Annotated in this window: 16 protein-coding genes; 11 read left to right on the top strand and 5 right to left on the bottom strand. The window is 68.3% G+C overall.

What is annotated here, in order from left to right:
- Positions 1–26: 26 nt before the first annotated feature.
- The 4 genes from AB0M15_RS20670 to AB0M15_RS20655 all read left to right on the top strand — a co-directional run bounded on the left by AB0M15_RS20670 (position 27) and on the right by AB0M15_RS20655 (position 3,957).
- On the top strand, positions 27–971 hold the full coding sequence (locus tag AB0M15_RS20670; protein ID WP_363821079.1) for an aldo/keto reductase: 945 nt from the start codon (positions 27–29) through the stop codon (positions 969–971).
- Positions 971–1,735 carry a peroxide stress protein YaaA gene (locus AB0M15_RS20665; protein WP_363821076.1) on the top strand — a complete coding sequence of 255 codons (765 nt, stop codon included), beginning with the start codon at positions 971–973 and terminating at the stop codon, positions 1,733–1,735. The genes AB0M15_RS20670 and AB0M15_RS20665 overlap by 1 nt, the downstream gene beginning before the upstream one ends.
- A gap of 86 nt (positions 1,736–1,821) precedes the next feature.
- Entirely contained in the window at positions 1,822–2,484 is a 663-nt protein-coding gene (locus AB0M15_RS20660; RefSeq protein WP_363821073.1) for an HNH endonuclease family protein, read from the top strand.
- Between the two features lie 60 nt (positions 2,485–2,544).
- Entirely contained in the window at positions 2,545–3,957 is a 1,413-nt protein-coding gene (locus AB0M15_RS20655) for an APC family permease (protein WP_363821070.1), read from the top strand.
- On the opposite strand, the gene AB0M15_RS20650 is transcribed toward AB0M15_RS20655, so the two are convergent.
- Positions 3,954–5,165, bottom strand: a complete 1,212-nt coding sequence (locus AB0M15_RS20650) for a Cmx/CmrA family chloramphenicol efflux MFS transporter (RefSeq protein ID WP_363821067.1) — start codon at positions 5,163–5,165, stop codon at positions 3,954–3,956. The two genes, AB0M15_RS20655 and AB0M15_RS20650, sit on opposite strands and share 4 nt — an antisense overlap.
- Positions 5,166–5,401: 236 nt before the next feature.
- On the opposite strand from AB0M15_RS20650, the gene AB0M15_RS20645 reads away from it, so the two are divergent.
- Both AB0M15_RS20645 and AB0M15_RS20640 read left to right on the top strand, forming a co-directional pair.
- Complete coding sequence (locus AB0M15_RS20645; RefSeq protein WP_363821063.1) at positions 5,402–6,031, top strand: rhomboid family intramembrane serine protease; 630 nt, start codon at positions 5,402–5,404, stop codon at positions 6,029–6,031.
- The gene (locus AB0M15_RS20640) at positions 6,031–6,471 is read left to right on the top strand and encodes a GNAT family N-acetyltransferase (protein ID WP_363821060.1); all 441 of its coding nucleotides are present in this window, start codon (positions 6,031–6,033) and stop codon (positions 6,469–6,471) included. The genes AB0M15_RS20645 and AB0M15_RS20640 overlap by 1 nt, the downstream gene beginning before the upstream one ends.
- On the opposite strand, the gene AB0M15_RS20635 is transcribed toward AB0M15_RS20640, so the two are convergent.
- Complete coding sequence (locus AB0M15_RS20635; protein ID WP_363821058.1) at positions 6,457–7,377, bottom strand: threonine/serine dehydratase; 921 nt, start codon at positions 7,375–7,377, stop codon at positions 6,457–6,459. The two genes, AB0M15_RS20640 and AB0M15_RS20635, sit on opposite strands and share 15 nt — an antisense overlap.
- A 63-nt stretch (positions 7,378–7,440) precedes the next feature.
- On the opposite strand from AB0M15_RS20635, the gene AB0M15_RS20630 reads away from it, so the two are divergent.
- From AB0M15_RS20630 to AB0M15_RS20620, 3 genes are read left to right on the top strand one after another with little or no spacing between them, the layout of a single operon-like run.
- A complete protein-coding gene (locus tag AB0M15_RS20630; RefSeq protein WP_363821055.1) occupies positions 7,441–9,321 on the top strand; it encodes a propionyl-CoA synthetase in 1,881 nt (626 codons plus the stop codon).
- Positions 9,322–9,346: 25 nt separating this feature from the next.
- Positions 9,347–10,000 carry an SDR family oxidoreductase gene (locus tag AB0M15_RS20625; RefSeq protein WP_363821052.1) on the top strand — a complete coding sequence of 218 codons (654 nt, stop codon included), beginning with the start codon at positions 9,347–9,349 and terminating at the stop codon, positions 9,998–10,000.
- Positions 10,001–10,030: 30 nt separating this feature from the next.
- Entirely contained in the window at positions 10,031–10,459 is a 429-nt protein-coding gene (locus tag AB0M15_RS20620) for an OsmC family protein (RefSeq protein ID WP_363821049.1), read from the top strand.
- Position 10,460: 1 nt separating this feature from the next.
- Here the strand turns inward: AB0M15_RS20620 and AB0M15_RS20615 are convergent, their stop codons facing one another.
- Both AB0M15_RS20615 and AB0M15_RS20610 read right to left on the bottom strand, forming a co-directional pair.
- On the bottom strand, positions 10,461–11,300 hold the full coding sequence (locus tag AB0M15_RS20615; protein WP_363821046.1) for a hypothetical protein: 840 nt from the start codon (positions 11,298–11,300) through the stop codon (positions 10,461–10,463).
- Positions 11,300–11,758: an Lrp/AsnC family transcriptional regulator gene (locus AB0M15_RS20610; protein WP_363821044.1), complete on the bottom strand. Its 459-nt coding sequence runs from the start codon at positions 11,756–11,758 to the stop codon at positions 11,300–11,302. Before AB0M15_RS20610 ends, AB0M15_RS20615 begins: the two co-directional genes overlap by 1 nt.
- A 93-nt stretch (positions 11,759–11,851) precedes the next feature.
- On the opposite strand from AB0M15_RS20610, the gene AB0M15_RS20605 reads away from it, so the two are divergent.
- Both AB0M15_RS20605 and AB0M15_RS20600 read left to right on the top strand, forming a co-directional pair.
- The gene (locus tag AB0M15_RS20605) at positions 11,852–12,700 is read left to right on the top strand and encodes an LLM class flavin-dependent oxidoreductase (protein ID WP_363821040.1); all 849 of its coding nucleotides are present in this window, start codon (positions 11,852–11,854) and stop codon (positions 12,698–12,700) included.
- On the top strand, positions 12,697–13,122 hold the full coding sequence (locus tag AB0M15_RS20600) for a nucleoside deaminase (RefSeq protein WP_363821038.1): 426 nt from the start codon (positions 12,697–12,699) through the stop codon (positions 13,120–13,122). Before AB0M15_RS20605 ends, AB0M15_RS20600 begins: the two co-directional genes overlap by 4 nt.
- Before the next feature lie 40 nt (positions 13,123–13,162).
- On the opposite strand, the gene AB0M15_RS20595 is transcribed toward AB0M15_RS20600, so the two are convergent.
- A complete protein-coding gene (locus AB0M15_RS20595) occupies positions 13,163–14,047 on the bottom strand; it encodes a toxin-antitoxin system, toxin component (RefSeq protein ID WP_363821036.1) in 885 nt (294 codons plus the stop codon).
- Positions 14,048–14,102 lie beyond the last annotated feature (55 nt).

Below are 14,102 nucleotides of genomic sequence, written 5' to 3'. Positions count from 1 at the left end.
GGCAGCGGCATCGATACAGTTTGCCCATGACCGAGATGGAGTATCGCCAGCTGGGTGACTCCGGCCTCACCGTGAGTGTGGTCGGCCTGGGTTGCAACAACTTCGGCGGCCGGATCGACGCGGACCAGGCCGAGGCTGTCGTCGGGGCCGCGCTAGACGCGGGCATCACCTTGTTCGACACCGCCGACGTGTACCGCGGCGAGCAGGGGTCGAGCGAGGAGATCCTCGGCAAGGCGCTCGGCAGCCGCCGCGACGACGTGGTGATCGCCACCAAGTTCGGCGGTGACATGAAGGGCGACAACGGGCCCGACTGGGGTGTGCGCGGTTCCCGCCGGTACATCCGCAAGGCGGTCGAGTCGAGTCTGCGCAGGCTGGGCACGGACTGGATCGACCTCTACCAGCTGCACGTGCCGGACGAGGTCACGCCGATCGAGGAGACGCTCGCCGCGCTGTCCGAGCTGGTTGCCGAGGGCAAGGTTCGGTATCTGGGCAGCTCGCAGTTCGCGGGTTGGCAGGTCGTCGACGCCGACTGGGCCGCGCGGACGAACGGTTCGCAGCACTTCATCAGCGCGCAGAACCGGTACAACCTGCTCGAGCGCGAGGTCGAGGACGAGCTGATCCCGGCCTGCGAGCACCTCGGCATCGGCGTCCTGCCGTTCTTCCCGCTCGCGGCGGGCCTGCTCACGGGCAAGTACAAGCGCGGCGCGGAGGCTCCGGCCGGGACTCGCCTGGCGAAGCAGCCCGAGCGGCTGGCGCGTGCCGACTTCGACAAGATCGAGGCGCTCGAGACGTTCGCGGCCGAGCGGGATCTGACTCTGCTGGACGTCGCCATCGGTGGGCTCGCGGCGCAGCCGACGGTGGCATCGGTGATCGCCGGCGCCACCAAGCCGGAGCAGATCGAGCAGAACGTCGCGGCCGGTCTGTGGGAGCCGACCTTCGAGGACCTGGCGACCCTGGACGAGCTGACCTGATGCTCATCCTGCTTCCACCGTCCGAGGGCAAGTCCGGCCGCGTCCGCGGCAACGCGGTGCACTTGCCCTCGCTGTCGTTCCCCGAGCTCAACGACGTCCGCGAGACCGTGCTGGAGTCGCTGGCCAAGGTGAGTTCGACGGAGGACGCGTACGGCGTACTGAACGTGGGGGCCTCGCTGGCCAATGAGGTCGAGCGGAACACCCGTTGGCGGTCCGAGCCGTCGGTGCCGGTGTCCGAGCTGTACTCGGGGGTCCTGTTCGACGCGCTGGGCTACTCGACGCTGTCGCCGGGCACCAAGCGGCGGGCCAACACCCGGCTGCTGGTGATGTCGGCGGCGTGGGGTGCGTTGCGGATGGCGGACCGCGTACCGGCGTACCGGCTCTCGATGGGGACGACTCTGCCGGGGCTCGGGCCGTTGGCGACGGTGTGGCGGGATCCGCTGGCCGCGACGCTCGAAGCGGTCGCCGGCAACTCGGTGATCGTCGACTGTCGCTCGTCGACGTACGCCGCTGCGTGGAAGCCGGCGGGTGAGCAAGCGGCCAAGTGGGTGGCGGTGTCTGTCGTGCGCGAGCGTGGGGGAGTGCGCTCGGTCGTCTCACACAACGCGAAGCACACGCGCGGCCTGGTCGCTCGCCATCTGCTGGAGTCGGGCAAAGACCCCGGTACGCCGAAGGCCCTGCACAAGCTGATCTCCGAGCGCTGGAACGCCGAGCTCGACCGGACCGGTCCGGCGTGGACTCTGACCGTGGTGGAGCACGACTAACCGTCATCAGGCATTAACCGCTGAGTAGTTTTCCCTGGAGCACCGGCGGGGAAGGGTTGAGGCAGCGCAGTTCGTCAGGGGGGCCGATGAAGTCACCGCCCAACGTCGGAGGCCTGAAGATGCGTCGCCTACTTGCATGCTCGATCAGTGTTGTCGCCGCGACCACAGCCTGGATCGTCGGTACCCAACCAGCACTGGCTTATCCGCCGACCCCGCCGTCCGCCAGCACGGCGCAGACCCAGCTGAACTCGCTGACTGTGAAGGCGGAAGGCAGCACGACCGGCTACAGCCGGGACAAGTTCCCTCACTGGCACACCGTGTCGGGGACCTGCGACACCCGGGAAATGGTGCTCAAGCGGGACGGCACCGGAGTCACCGTCGACAGCAGCTGCCAACCGACTGCCGGCAAGTGGTACAGCGTGTACGACGCTACGTACGTCACCACCTCCTCGGGCGTCGACATCGATCACATCGTGCCGCTGGCCGAAGCGTGGAAGTCCGGCGCGAGCACCTGGACCACCGCCCGGCGCGAGGAGTTCGCCAACAATCTGACCATCGCGCAACTGATCGCGGTCTCGGCGTCGAGCAACCGCTCCAAGGGAGACAGCGACCCGGCGTCGTGGCAGCCGACCAACGCGTCGGTGCACTGCATCTACGCCCGCGAATGGATCTGGGTGAAGTACACCTACGGCCTGTCGCTGCAGTCGGCCGAGAAGACCGCTCTGCAGCAGATGCTCGCGGCCTGCTGATTATTCGGCTACTCCCGGTCTACCCTGTGGGACCACAGCGTGACAGACCTGGGAGGCAGCATGAGTGACAGCGCTAGTGCACCCACCGCGACGGAGGACCGGCCGGAGCTGAAACGCGTGATGGGCCCCGGACTGCTCTTGCTGTTCGTGGTCGGTGACATCCTCGGCACCGGTGTCTACGCGTTGACCGGCAAGGTGGCGGGCGAGGTCGGCGGCGCCGTCTGGCTGCCGTTCCTGTGTGCGTTCGTGGTCGCGATGCTGACCGCGACGAGCTACCTCGAGCTCGTCACGAAGTACCCGAAGGCCGGTGGCGCCGCGGTCTACACGCACAAGGCCTTCGGCATCCACTTCCTGACCTTCCTGTTGACCTTCGCGGTGATGTGCTCGGGGCTGACCTCGGCCTCGAGCGCGTCGAAGGCGTTCTCGGAGAACTTCTTCAAGGCCGTCAAGATCAACTCCTCGCACGGCTCGATCCTGATGATCACCGCGCTGTCGTTCATGGCACTGATCGCGCTGGTCAACCTGCGCGGTGTCGGCGAGAGCGTCAAGGCGAACGTCGTACTGACGCTGGTCGAGCTGTCCGGTCTGCTGATCGTGATCGGGATCGGCGCCTGGGCACTGGCCAACGGCGACGGCGACACCTCCCGGCTGACCGACTTCAACACACCGTCCGGTGAGTCGCCGTTCAGCGCCGTCACCGCGGCGACGGCGCTGGCGTTCTTCGCGATGGTCGGCTTCGAGGACTCGGTGAACATGGCCGAGGAGACCAAGGACCCGGTCAGGATCTTCCCCAAGATCATGCTGATCGGGCTCAGCATCACCGGCGTGATCTACGTTCTGGTCGCGATCTCGGCGGTCGCGCTGGTCTCTCCCGACGAGCTGAACAAGGGCGCCACCCCGTTGCTCAAGGTGATCCAGGCCGGCGCTCCGGGGTTCCCACTGCAGATCTTCGCCTGGATCACGATGTTCGCGGTGGCGAACTCGGCGCTGATCAACATGTTGATGGCCAGCCGGCTGCTCTACGGGATGTCGCATGAGAAGGTCCTGCCGGGCCCGCTCGGCCGCGTCCTGCACAAGCGCCGCACGCCGTGGGTGGCGATCCTGTTCACCACGCTGCTCGCGTTCTTCCTGATCGGGTACGCCGATCTGGCCGCGCTCGGTGGTACGACCGCCTTCCTGCTGCTGTGCGTGTTCGCGGTCGTCAACGTCGCCGTCCTGGTACTGCGTCGCGACCGGGTCGAGCACAAGCACTTCCACGCGCCGACGGCGTTGCCTGTGCTCGGTTTCATCCTGTGCGTCTACCTGGCCAGCCCGTTGTCCGGGCGTGCGAAGGGCGACTACAAGATCGCTGGCTACCTGATGCTCGTCGGTGTCGCGCTGTGGGCCATCACCTGGCTGCTGAACAAGTACGTGTTCAAGCGCAAGTCGGACTTCGATCCGAGCCACCTCGACCCGAGCGGCCCGGTGAACTAGCTCTCGGTACTTCGTGCGGTGGTCATCCTCGGGGTGTCCACCGCACGCGGCCGGGCGACCGGGTGGAGAGGTAGCAGTGCGGCGAGGACGACCGTGCCGAGCGCGGCCAGGCCGAGTCCGACCGCAAGCCAGCCAAGCGCTTTGTACCCGGCGCCCGCATCGATCGCCAGCCCACCGATCCAGGGGCCGATCGTGATGCCGACGTTGAACGACGAGAAGTTGACCGCCGTCGCCAGCGTCGGCGCGTCACCGGCCAGGCTGAACACCCGCGCGTTCAGGGCCGGGTTCACCGCGAAGCCGAAGCCGCCGAGCAGGAAGATCGACGCGATCGCGACCTGCGGGGTGCCCGCCCAGGCGCCGAGCACGGCCGACATCGCGCACAGCCCGGTGATGCCGACCGCCAGGGTGCGGAAGGGCAGCGCATCGGAGTACCGGCCGCCGATCGTGATGCCGATCAGCGAGCCCACGCCGTAGAGGGCGAGCACGGCCGGTACGGCGCTCGGGTGCACGCCGGCCGTGTCGGTGAGCAGGGGAGCGAGGTAACTGAACACCACCAAGATCGCCGCGGTGACGAGCGCGGTGGTGGCGTACGAGAGCCAGAGCCGTGGATTGGCCATCGCGCGCAGCTCGGTCGAGATCCTTGGGGTCTGGCTGGGGTCGGGCCGGCCAAGCGGGATGGTGGCCAGGATGCCTGCCATCGCGCAGACCGACATGATCGCGACCGTCCAGAACGCGGCCCGCCAGCCGAAGTGCTGCCCGATGATCGTGCCGGCCGGCAAGCCGACGATGGTCGCGATCGTCAGGCCGCCGGTGACGACGCTCATCGCCCGGGCGCGCGAGGTCACCGGCACCAGCCCGACGGCTGTCACGGCGGCGACGGCCCAGAACCCGGCGTACACGAAAGCGCCGACCACCCGGGTGACGAGCAGGAACTCGTAGTTCGGGGTGAGCGCGCCGGCGACATGGCTGAGCGCGAAGAGCGCGAGGAAGACCAGCAACGCCGTCCGCCGGGACCAGCGCAAGGTGACCACCGCGAGAACCGGGGCGCCGATCAGCATGCCGACCGCGAACGCCGAGATCAGCAGGCCCGCATCCGGGATGGACACGCCGAGGTCGGTCGCCATTTCCGGCAGCAGGCCGGCCAGCATCAGCTCGGACGTGCCCTGGGCGAAGATGGCCAGGCCCAGGATGTAGACAGCGATCGGCATCGCGGGATGTTCCCTCCGGATTCTGGGTCGTGCAGGGGCGGCTCAGAAACGGTCACCTCGGTCGCCTGTGACGGCGAGTGTCGGGACCGTGTCATCCAGTGTGACCGAGCGACTACGATCACGCAGCGCCACGCCCAGACCCCGGACAGTTGTTGCAAGTTCCTGCAACCGCGCCACGGCGTGGCGGCGGGCGTTTCGGGGTGCCTGGGTTTGCCGCGATCGGGCAGAGTTGATACATGAGCATCCCGACCCCGGCACGGCGTACCGGCAGCCTCGTCGACGGCCCCAAGATCTTCGGCGGCGTCAAGCTGCTGGGCGTGCTGGTCGGACTGATGTGGGTGAGCGAGATCGTCGACACCGCGCTGGACGGCCGGCTCGACCAGTACGGGATCGTCGCCCGCACCCCCGACGGCCTGTTCGGCATCCTCACGTCGCCGTTCCTGCACTTCGGGTTCGGGCACCTGATCTCGAACACCGTGGCGCTCGTCCCGCTCGGCGGGCTGATCGCGGTGAGCGGCGCCAAGCGGCTGTTCTATGTGACGGCGATCGTGGCGGTGCTCAGCGGGTTCGGCACCTGGCTGATCTCGCCACCGAACACGATCACGATCGGCGCGAGCGGCGTGGTCTTCGGCTACGCGTCGTACCTGATCGCCCGCGGCATCTTCAACCGGCGCCTCGGTCAGGTGGCGGTCGGCGTGATCGTCATCGTCGTCTGGGGCAGCGCGCTGCTCAGCAGCCTGCTCCCGCAGGACGGCATCTCCTGGCAGGGCCACCTCTGCGGCGGCCTGGCCGGCATCTTCGCCGCCTGGGTCCTCTCCGACGACCGCCCCAAAGCCGTCACGGCCGGCCAGCGACCAGTCATCTGATGGCGCTCAGGATCGAACAGGTAATCGATGGGCCGGGGCTATCCGACTGGCAGCTCGTGCACAACGAGATCATTCCGACGGATCCGCTGTCGCTCGACGTCATCCGGGAGCGGGCGCAGCGCCGCCGCTTGACAGTCGCGTATGACGACGACGTACCGGTCGGCTGCGCGACCGTGCGGCCGCCAGAGGACGACACCCCGGCCGCCACCCTGATCGTTCGAGTGCTCCCCGCCCACCGCCGCCAAGGCTTCGGCGACCAGTTCTACACAGCCGAACTGCCACACGCCCAGGCACTGGCCGACTCCGTGGAAACGGTCGTGCTGGAGTCCAACGAGGACGGTCTGCGCTTCGCCCTGGCCCACGGCTTCGTCGAGACCGAGCGCTACCTGCTGCCCGGCAACACCATCCCCTTCATCACACTGCGCTCAACCGATCGTTGAGAGGTCGGTGTTGGCGCCGCAGATGACTGCTACCACTCGCTCGTCCGCGGCGGGCCGGTAGGCGCCGGTCTGGAGGGCAGCGTAGGTGACGGCGGCACCGTGCTCGACGGCTAGTTGATACTCGCGCCAGAGTTCGTTGCGAGCGGCAACGATTGACTCCTCGGTGACCAGGACCGACTGCACCTTGTTGGCCTGGACGGCCTCGAACGCGAGCGCTCCGAAGCGGCGGGCACCGAGCGAGTCGGCCGCCACGCCGCTGACAGCGACGTCGATCAGTTCGCCCGCGTCGAGCGTCTTGGCGAGGGTGGGAGCCAGTTCGGGCTCGATGCCGATCACCTGGGCGCGGTCTCCAAGCGCCGTCGCAATGCCACCGATCAGGCCGCCACCGCCGACGGCGACCAGCACGGTGTCGAAGTCTCCGAGGTCCTCGAGCAGTTCCAGGCCGATCGTCCCCTGCCCGGCCACGACTTCCGGCTGGTCATACGCGTGCAACAGCAGAGCGCCCGATTTGTCTGCTTCGGCTACGGCGGCCTCGTACGCCTCGGCGTACTCGTTCCCGACCTGGACGACATCCGCGTCGAGAGTTCGCAGCCGCGCGACCTTGGCCGCCGGCGCCGTGGTGGGGACGAAGATGCGAGCCGGTACGCCGAGCTCGCGAGCGGCGTACGCGCCGGCCAGACCCGCGTTGCCACCAGACGCGGTCACGATGCCCTGTCCGGTGAGAGCGCCCTGCTCCTTCGCGACGAGCAGCCGGTTGAACGCGCCGCGCGGCTTGAAGGAGCCGACGTGCTGGAGCAGTTCCAGCTTGAAGGCCAGCGTCGGCGACACACGGAGTACCGGCGTACGGCGGACGTGGCCGGCGATCCGGTCGGCGGCGAGCTGGATGTCGGCAGGAGTCACGGTCATGTGTCCCACCCTGCCACGCGGATCAGGACTACCGTGGCCTCACTGATGAGTTGGAGGCGACCGATGGGTGCGTACGAGGACAGTTACCGCCGCAGTCTGGCGGACCCGGAGGGGTTCTGGCTCGAGGCGGCCGGAGCGATCAGCTGGACGCGACCGCCGACGCGAGCGTTGGACGACTCGGCGGCACCGATCTACCGGTGGTTCCCCGATGGAGAACTCAATACGTCGTACAACGCGCTCGATCGCCACATCGAGGCCGGCCTCGGCGACCGGACCGCGCTCATCTACGACTCACCCGTCACGGGCACCACCCGCAGGTACTCGTACGCCGAATTACGGGACGAGGTCGCGCTCTTCGCGGGCGCGTTGCGCGATCTGGGCGTCGGGGCCGGTGATCGCGTGATCGTCTACCTCCCGATGATCCCTGAAGCCGTGATCACGATGCTCGCGTGCGCCCGGCTCGGCGCGATCCACTCGGTGGTGTTCGGCGGGTTCGCCCCCAAGGAGCTCGCGGCCCGGATCGACGACGCGACGCCGAAGGTGATCGTCGCGGCCTCCTGCGGGATCGAGCCGACCCGGGTGGTCGAGTACAAGCCGATCATCGACGCAGCGCTCGAGATCTCGACGCATCAGCCCGACCGGACCGTGCTGCTGCAACGCGAGATCGCGCCCGGAAAACTCGGAGAGCGTGATCTCTCCTGGGAGGACGCCGTTTCCGGTGCGACTCCCGCCGATCCGGTGCCGGTGGCGGCGACCGACCCGCTGTACGTGCTCTACACGTCCGGTACGACGGGGAAGCCGAAGGGCGTCGTCCGCGACAACGGCGGGCACGCCGTCGCGCTCGCCTGGACGATGGGCGCCGTCTACGGCATCAAGCCCGGCGACGTCTGGTGGACCGCCTCTGACGTCGGCTGGGTCGTCGGGCACTCGTACATCGTCTACGCACCGCTGCTCATCGGCGCCACGACCGTGCTCTACGAAGGCAAGCCGGTCGGTACTCCGGACGCGGGCGCCTTCTGGCGAGTGATCTCCGACCATGGCGTGAAGGCGCTCTTCACGGCGCCGACCGCGTTGCGGGCGATCAAGAAGGTCGATCCCGAGGCTCTCGAGCTCGCGAAGTACCGGCTGGACGGGTTCAGCACGCTCTTCCTGGCCGGCGAACGGCTCGACCCGGAGACGTACCACTGGGCTCACGAGAAGCTCGGCGTACCGGTCGTCGATCACTGGTGGCAGACCGAGACCGGTTGGCCGATTGTCGCCAATCCGCGTGGGCTGGAGCCGCTGCCGGTGAAGCCTGGGTCGGCGACCGTGCCGCTTCCCGGGTGGGACGTACAGGTGCTCGATGCTGACGGGTCGCGGCTGCCTGCGGGGGAGGAGGGCTCGATCGCGATCAAGCTGCCGCTGCCGCCGGGGGCGTTGCCAACGCTGTGGGGTGATGACCAGCGCTACATCGACAACTACCTGAGCCGGTTCGACGGGTACTACCTGACCGGCGACTCCGGGTATGTCGATGCCGACGGCTACGTCTTCGTGATGGGCCGGACCGATGACGTGATCAACGTGGCCGGGCATCGCCTGTCGACCGGGAGCATGGAGGCTGTGCTCGCGGCGCATCCCGCGGTGGCCGAGTGCGCGGTGATCGGTGTGCACGACGCGTTGAAGGGTCAGTTGCCGCGCGGGCTGGTCGTCTTGAAGGCCGGGGCGACGATCTCGGCCTCCGTCTTGCAGGAGGAGTTGGTGGCCGCCGTGCGCCGGGACATCGGCCCGGTGGCCGCGTTCCGGGATGTGTCTGTGGTCGATGCGCTGCCTAAGACGCGCTCGGGCAAGATCCTGCGCAAGACGATGCGCGGCATCGCCGACGGCCGCGACGAACCGGTCCCGTCCACGATCGAGGACGCGACCGTGCTGGAAGCGCTCCGCCCGATCCTCCGGCACGAACTCTGACAATCGTGTGAACTAGGCTCGGGGTATGCGAGTCGTCATAGCTGGTGGACATGGACAGATCGCGCTGCGGCTGACGAAGCTGCTCGCCGCGGACGGGCACTCGGTCGTCGGGCTGGTGCGCAACCCCGCGCACGAGGCCGATATCGCGGCGGCCGGCGGCGAGGCGGCGGTACTGGACCTCGAGTCCGCCGACGTCGAGTCGGTGGCGAAGGTGCTGGCGGGCGCGGACGTCGCGATCTTCTCGGCCGGTGCCGGCCCGGGCAGTGGCAACGCTCGCAAGGACACCGTCGACCGCGGCGCGGCCGGGCTGCTGGCCGATGCGGCCGAGCAGGCCGGCGTACGGCGTCACATCCAGGTCAGCTCGATGGGTGCCGACCGGGTCGACCAGCTGGATCCGAACGAGTCGTTCACGATCTACCTCAAGGCCAAGAAGGCGGCCGAGGACGACCTGCGCGCCCGCGACGGGCTGGACTGGACCGTCCTGCGCCCGGGTTCGCTGACCAACGACCCCGGTACCGGCCTGGTGCTGCTCGCGGACAAGACCGGCCGCGGCAGCGTCACCCGCGACGACGTCGCGCTCGTCCTGGCCGGACTGTGCGACACCCCGGCGGCGATCGGCCGCACCCTGGAACTGATCGGCGGCGACACCCCGGCCGCCGAGGCATTGGCCACTCTCTGACGTTGCTACCAGCAACAGATTGCGACTGATATGGGCGACGACAACCAGCGGCACGTGCAGTTCGAGCGCACTGCCAACAGCAAGTACGAGGTCCGCAACGTCCGCGGCGGCAGCATCTCGGTCGGCTCCGGCGCCGACACCGACTTCACCCCGGTGGAGCTCCTGCTCGCGGCGATCGGCACCTGCTCTGCCATCGACGTGGACATCGTGACCAGCCGCCGGGCCGAGCCCACCGAGTTCCGCGCCACGGTCAGCGGCGACAAGCTCCGCGACACCGAACAAGGCAACCGCCTCGAGAACCTGGCCGTCGAGTTCACCATCCGCTTCCCCGAGGGCGAAGACGGCGACAAGGCCCGCGAGGCGCTGCCCCGAGCCGTCAAGATGTCCCACGACCGCCTCTGCACAGTGAGCCGCACAGTAGAACTGGGCACCCCAGTCACCACCACGCTCTTCGACTGACCTACTGCACCGAGTGCCGCTCCAGGTGCCATCCCGCGGTACGGGTTGATCGACGGACCTCGGCCACCGTGCGCACCTTGCGCGGAGTGCTCCATGCTTGCGACGGCTTGTGCAGCGCGTAGCCGCCCCCGAGGGTGACGGCGGCGTGCTGCACGAGCCGGGTGTCGGTGTCACGCCACACGAGGACAGTCCCCGGTACGTCGTCCCGCCCGCTACGGCTCGTGTTGTCAGCCAGCCACTGCTCGAACGGCTCGCGCTGCATCCACACGTGCTCAGCACCCTCGACACCGGCGGCGGCCATCACGGTGCCGAAGCAGTTCGCCCCACTACCCTCCGGCCAGGTGCCGGCCAATGCGCGGGCGTTGGGGAGCAGCTTCGGCCAGGACCTCACCTCGCGATGACGGCTCGGGTGCAGGTCCTCGCTGACGATGTCCGGTAGCACTTTCGCCGCCAGGGGTCCTTCGAGCAGGGACTTCCACCAGACGAACCGATGGCCGTCGGCCTGCGACTTGATCTCCGGCCCCAGTACGGCGCGCCACCGGCGTACCGACGGCACTGCCGCCCGTCCATTGACCAGCTGCGCCCGGACCAGCCCGGCCCTCGTTGCCTGAGGCAAGCTGTTGAAGGTCGCCTCGTCCAGCCAGACTGAGCGGAGCCGGGAGTCGAGGTTGTAGGTGCGGTAGGTGTCGCGGAGGTTCGGGCTCGGCTCGGTGTCGTCCTGCTGGAGCTTCCAGCTCCTGAGCTGCTTGGCGGTGACGTAGAAGGGCTGCTTGTCCGGGGCGAGCCAGTCGACCCAGTTCTTGAGCAGGGCGGGGGAGACCGGGATGTCGAGGACGCGCATCAGAGCTCCGGGGGTGGGGTCTGCGGGCCTCGGTAGGGCTGGGTTTGGCTGTAGACGAGGTTGGTGGTGGTGCTGCCGAACTCGGTCAGTTCGTTGACCAGTTCCTCCAGGTGGGCCATGGAGCCGGCGGCTACTTTGAGCGTGTAGCAGTCGTCGCCAGTGGTACGGAGGCATTCGAGGATCTCGGAGCGCCGCTGGAGGAGCTTCTTGAGCGGGTCGTGCTTGTTGCCTGGGTACTTCAGCCGTACTACGGCCAGCACGGCGTACCCGACCTTCGCCAGCTCGACCTCGGCGCGGTAGCCGGTGATGACACCGGTCGACTCCAGCCGCTTCAGTCGCTCGGTCGTCGCCGAGGCGCTGAGGTTGATCCGGCGGCCCAGCTCGGTCAGCGGGATCCGGCCGTCACGTTGCACCTCGACCAGGATGGCCCAGTCGGTCGGATCGAGAGTCACGGTCATCAGGTCAATCTACCGGTGAATCCATGGCCACGAACCCGGTTTTCGGCGAGGAATCTCTTCAGGCGCGACCTTTCGGCTGGATAGCCTGAGCGGGTGCAAATCGGTGTGAACGTCCCCAACTTCGGCCCCGGTACCGACCCCGGCCGGCTCCGCGACTGGGCCCAGACCGTCGAGGGTCTCGGCTTCGACCGGCTGCTGGTCTCCGACCATGTCGCGGTCACCCCCGATGTCGCTTCGCAGTACCCGGCGCCCTTCTACGAGCCGTTCACCACGTTGAGCTGGCTGGCGGGATTCACCACGATCGGGCTCGGGACGACGGTACTGATCGCGCCGTACCGGCACCCGCTGCTGGTCGCCCGGATGGCGGCCAACCTCAATTCACTGAGCGGCGGGCGCTTCGTGCTCGGGCTCGGAGTGGGGTGGGCGCGGCAGGAGTTCGAGGCGCTCGGCGTCGACTTCACCCGTCGCGGCAAGCTCACCGACGAGCTGATCCGCGAGGTCCGCGCGGCATGGTCCGACGACGCCGACTACCGCGCGGGTGACATCCCGATCTGGGTCGGTGGCGGCAGCGACGCCGGCCTGCGTCGCGCAGTACGGCTCGGAGACGCCTGGCATCCGCTGCGCCGGCGCGTCGACTGGATGCGTACCGGGCTCGATCGGCTCAAGGAACTGGCCGCCGAGGAAGGCCGACCTGTGCCAGCTTTCGCGCCACGGATCGTGCTCCGACTCACGGCCCAGCCGTTGCCTGAGGCCGAGCGAGTGGCGGGGGAGGGATCGCTCGAGCAGGTGCTGGGCGATCTCGAGGAGCTCCGGCTGCTCGGCGCGACGACCGTAGTACTGGATCCGTTCGGCGGCGACCCGGCCGAAACCGAGCGGCCGCAGAACGCCTGGAAGGACCTCGCGATCGTCGCGGCGTCCATGGATGGAGTGGAGCGACAGTGACCCCCTCAGCAGAAGAATTCCTCCGCCGTGCGATCGGTCTGGCCGCAACGGCCCGGGAATCCGGGAACCCGCCGTTCGGCTCACTGCTGGTCGGTCCCGATGGGACGGTGATCGCCGAGGACCACAACACGAGCATCACCGACAACGACATCAGCGCCCACCCGGAGCTCAAGCTCGCCAAGTGGGCCGCGCGCGAGCTGGACGCCGACGCGGCCGCCGGCACCACGATGTACACGAGCTGCCAGCCCTGCGGCATGTGCACCGGCGCCATCGAGCGCTCCGGGCTCGGCCGTGTCGTCTACGCGCTGTCCGGTGAGCAGCTCCACGGGCTCAAACCCGGTGGCGGCTTCGCTGCCGTGCCGCAGGAGGGTCCTGCCTTGTACGACGAGGCGCGGGTGCCGGTAGACGGCTACTACAACTGACCTGGCTCTGCCCAGCCGACGGGCTGGGCAGAGCGCAGTACTAGTTGGGGGTCAGGCAGAGCGTGTACTTCGCGTTCCGGTCGGTGTATGACACGGTCGAGTCCTGGAACTTGGCGCACTGGTCGCCGTCCACGGTGTTGTCGAGCTTGCCGATCACCTTGTAGTCCGCCTCGCTGGACGAGCAGTCGACGACCTTCACGTTCGGCTTGTCGGCGGTGCCCTTGTTGTAGACGCAGGAGCCGATCGTGGCCTCGGGGTCCTTGTTCAGGTTGGCGACGACGATCAGCGCGATCACCGCGATCGGGATCAGCAGACCGAGCACGGCGGGGCGCTTGAACAGCGGTTTGCCCGGATCCATCGGGCGGCCGGGCGCGTTCGGGGCCGGCTCGGGCAGGTTCCTGAACTTCGAGGAGGTAGCGAGGTTCACCAGCATCGTGATCGGGTTGATGATCATCGACCCGATACCCCACCAGCCCTGCCACATGCTCTTCGCGGTCATGTCGCGAGTCGCCGCGGTGCCACAGGTCTTGCAGAACGGTCCCTGCAGCTTCAGGAACCGCATCATCACCAGGAAGCCCTGGTGGCCCCGCACGGTCGCCTCGACAGCCGGCACCCCACCACAGAACCGGCACTGCGGGCCCGGCTGCCCCGGCTGCTGCGGCGGCGCGTAGTTCTGCTGCGCGTACGGCTGCTGCCCATACTGCGGCTGCGGACCACCGTACTGGGGAGCGCCCTGCGCCGGCTGCCCGTACTGCGGAGCTCCCTGGCCCGGCTGCCCGTACTGGGGCTGCTGCGGTGGGGGGAACTGGGGCTGGCCCTGCGGCTGTCCCTGGTTCGGGCCGTACTGCGGGAATTGCTGAGGGTGCTGGCCCGGTTGCTGCGGGTGCGGAGGGTACGGCTGGCCGGGCGGCGGCGTAGTGGTCACAAAGTTTCCTGTTAACTCGATTCGGGAAAAACCGACACCGCACCCTACTCATCGG

Origin of the sequence: Kribbella sp. NPDC051718, assembly GCF_040681515.1 — a bacterium.
Classification (GTDB): domain Bacteria; phylum Actinomycetota; class Actinomycetes; order Propionibacteriales; family Kribbellaceae; genus Kribbella.
This window is presented reverse-complemented; position numbering and strand designations above follow the sequence as displayed.

Excerpts from the sequence above, each read along its gene's own strand:
- AB0M15_RS20670 (WP_363821079.1), top strand. The coding sequence starts at position 27 with ATGACCGAGATGGAGTATCGCCAGCTGGGTGACTCCGGCCTCACCGTG.
- AB0M15_RS20665 (WP_363821076.1), top strand. The coding sequence starts at position 971 with ATGCTCATCCTGCTTCCACCGTCCGAGGGCAAGTCCGGCCGCGTCCGC.
- AB0M15_RS20660 (WP_363821073.1), top strand. The coding sequence starts at position 1,822 with ATGAAGTCACCGCCCAACGTCGGAGGCCTGAAGATGCGTCGCCTACTT.
- AB0M15_RS20655 (WP_363821070.1), top strand. The coding sequence starts at position 2,545 with ATGAGTGACAGCGCTAGTGCACCCACCGCGACGGAGGACCGGCCGGAG.
- AB0M15_RS20650 (WP_363821067.1), bottom strand. The coding sequence starts at position 5,165 with ATGCCGATCGCTGTCTACATCCTGGGCCTGGCCATCTTCGCCCAGGGC.
- AB0M15_RS20645 (WP_363821063.1), top strand. The coding sequence starts at position 5,402 with ATGAGCATCCCGACCCCGGCACGGCGTACCGGCAGCCTCGTCGACGGC.
- AB0M15_RS20640 (WP_363821060.1), top strand. The coding sequence starts at position 6,031 with ATGGCGCTCAGGATCGAACAGGTAATCGATGGGCCGGGGCTATCCGAC.
- AB0M15_RS20635 (WP_363821058.1), bottom strand. The coding sequence starts at position 7,377 with ATGACCGTGACTCCTGCCGACATCCAGCTCGCCGCCGACCGGATCGCC.
- AB0M15_RS20630 (WP_363821055.1), top strand. The coding sequence starts at position 7,441 with ATGGGTGCGTACGAGGACAGTTACCGCCGCAGTCTGGCGGACCCGGAG.
- AB0M15_RS20625 (WP_363821052.1), top strand. The coding sequence starts at position 9,347 with ATGCGAGTCGTCATAGCTGGTGGACATGGACAGATCGCGCTGCGGCTG.
- AB0M15_RS20620 (WP_363821049.1), top strand. The coding sequence starts at position 10,031 with ATGGGCGACGACAACCAGCGGCACGTGCAGTTCGAGCGCACTGCCAAC.
- AB0M15_RS20615 (WP_363821046.1), bottom strand. The coding sequence starts at position 11,300 with ATGCGCGTCCTCGACATCCCGGTCTCCCCCGCCCTGCTCAAGAACTGG.
- AB0M15_RS20610 (WP_363821044.1), bottom strand. The coding sequence starts at position 11,758 with ATGACCGTGACTCTCGATCCGACCGACTGGGCCATCCTGGTCGAGGTG.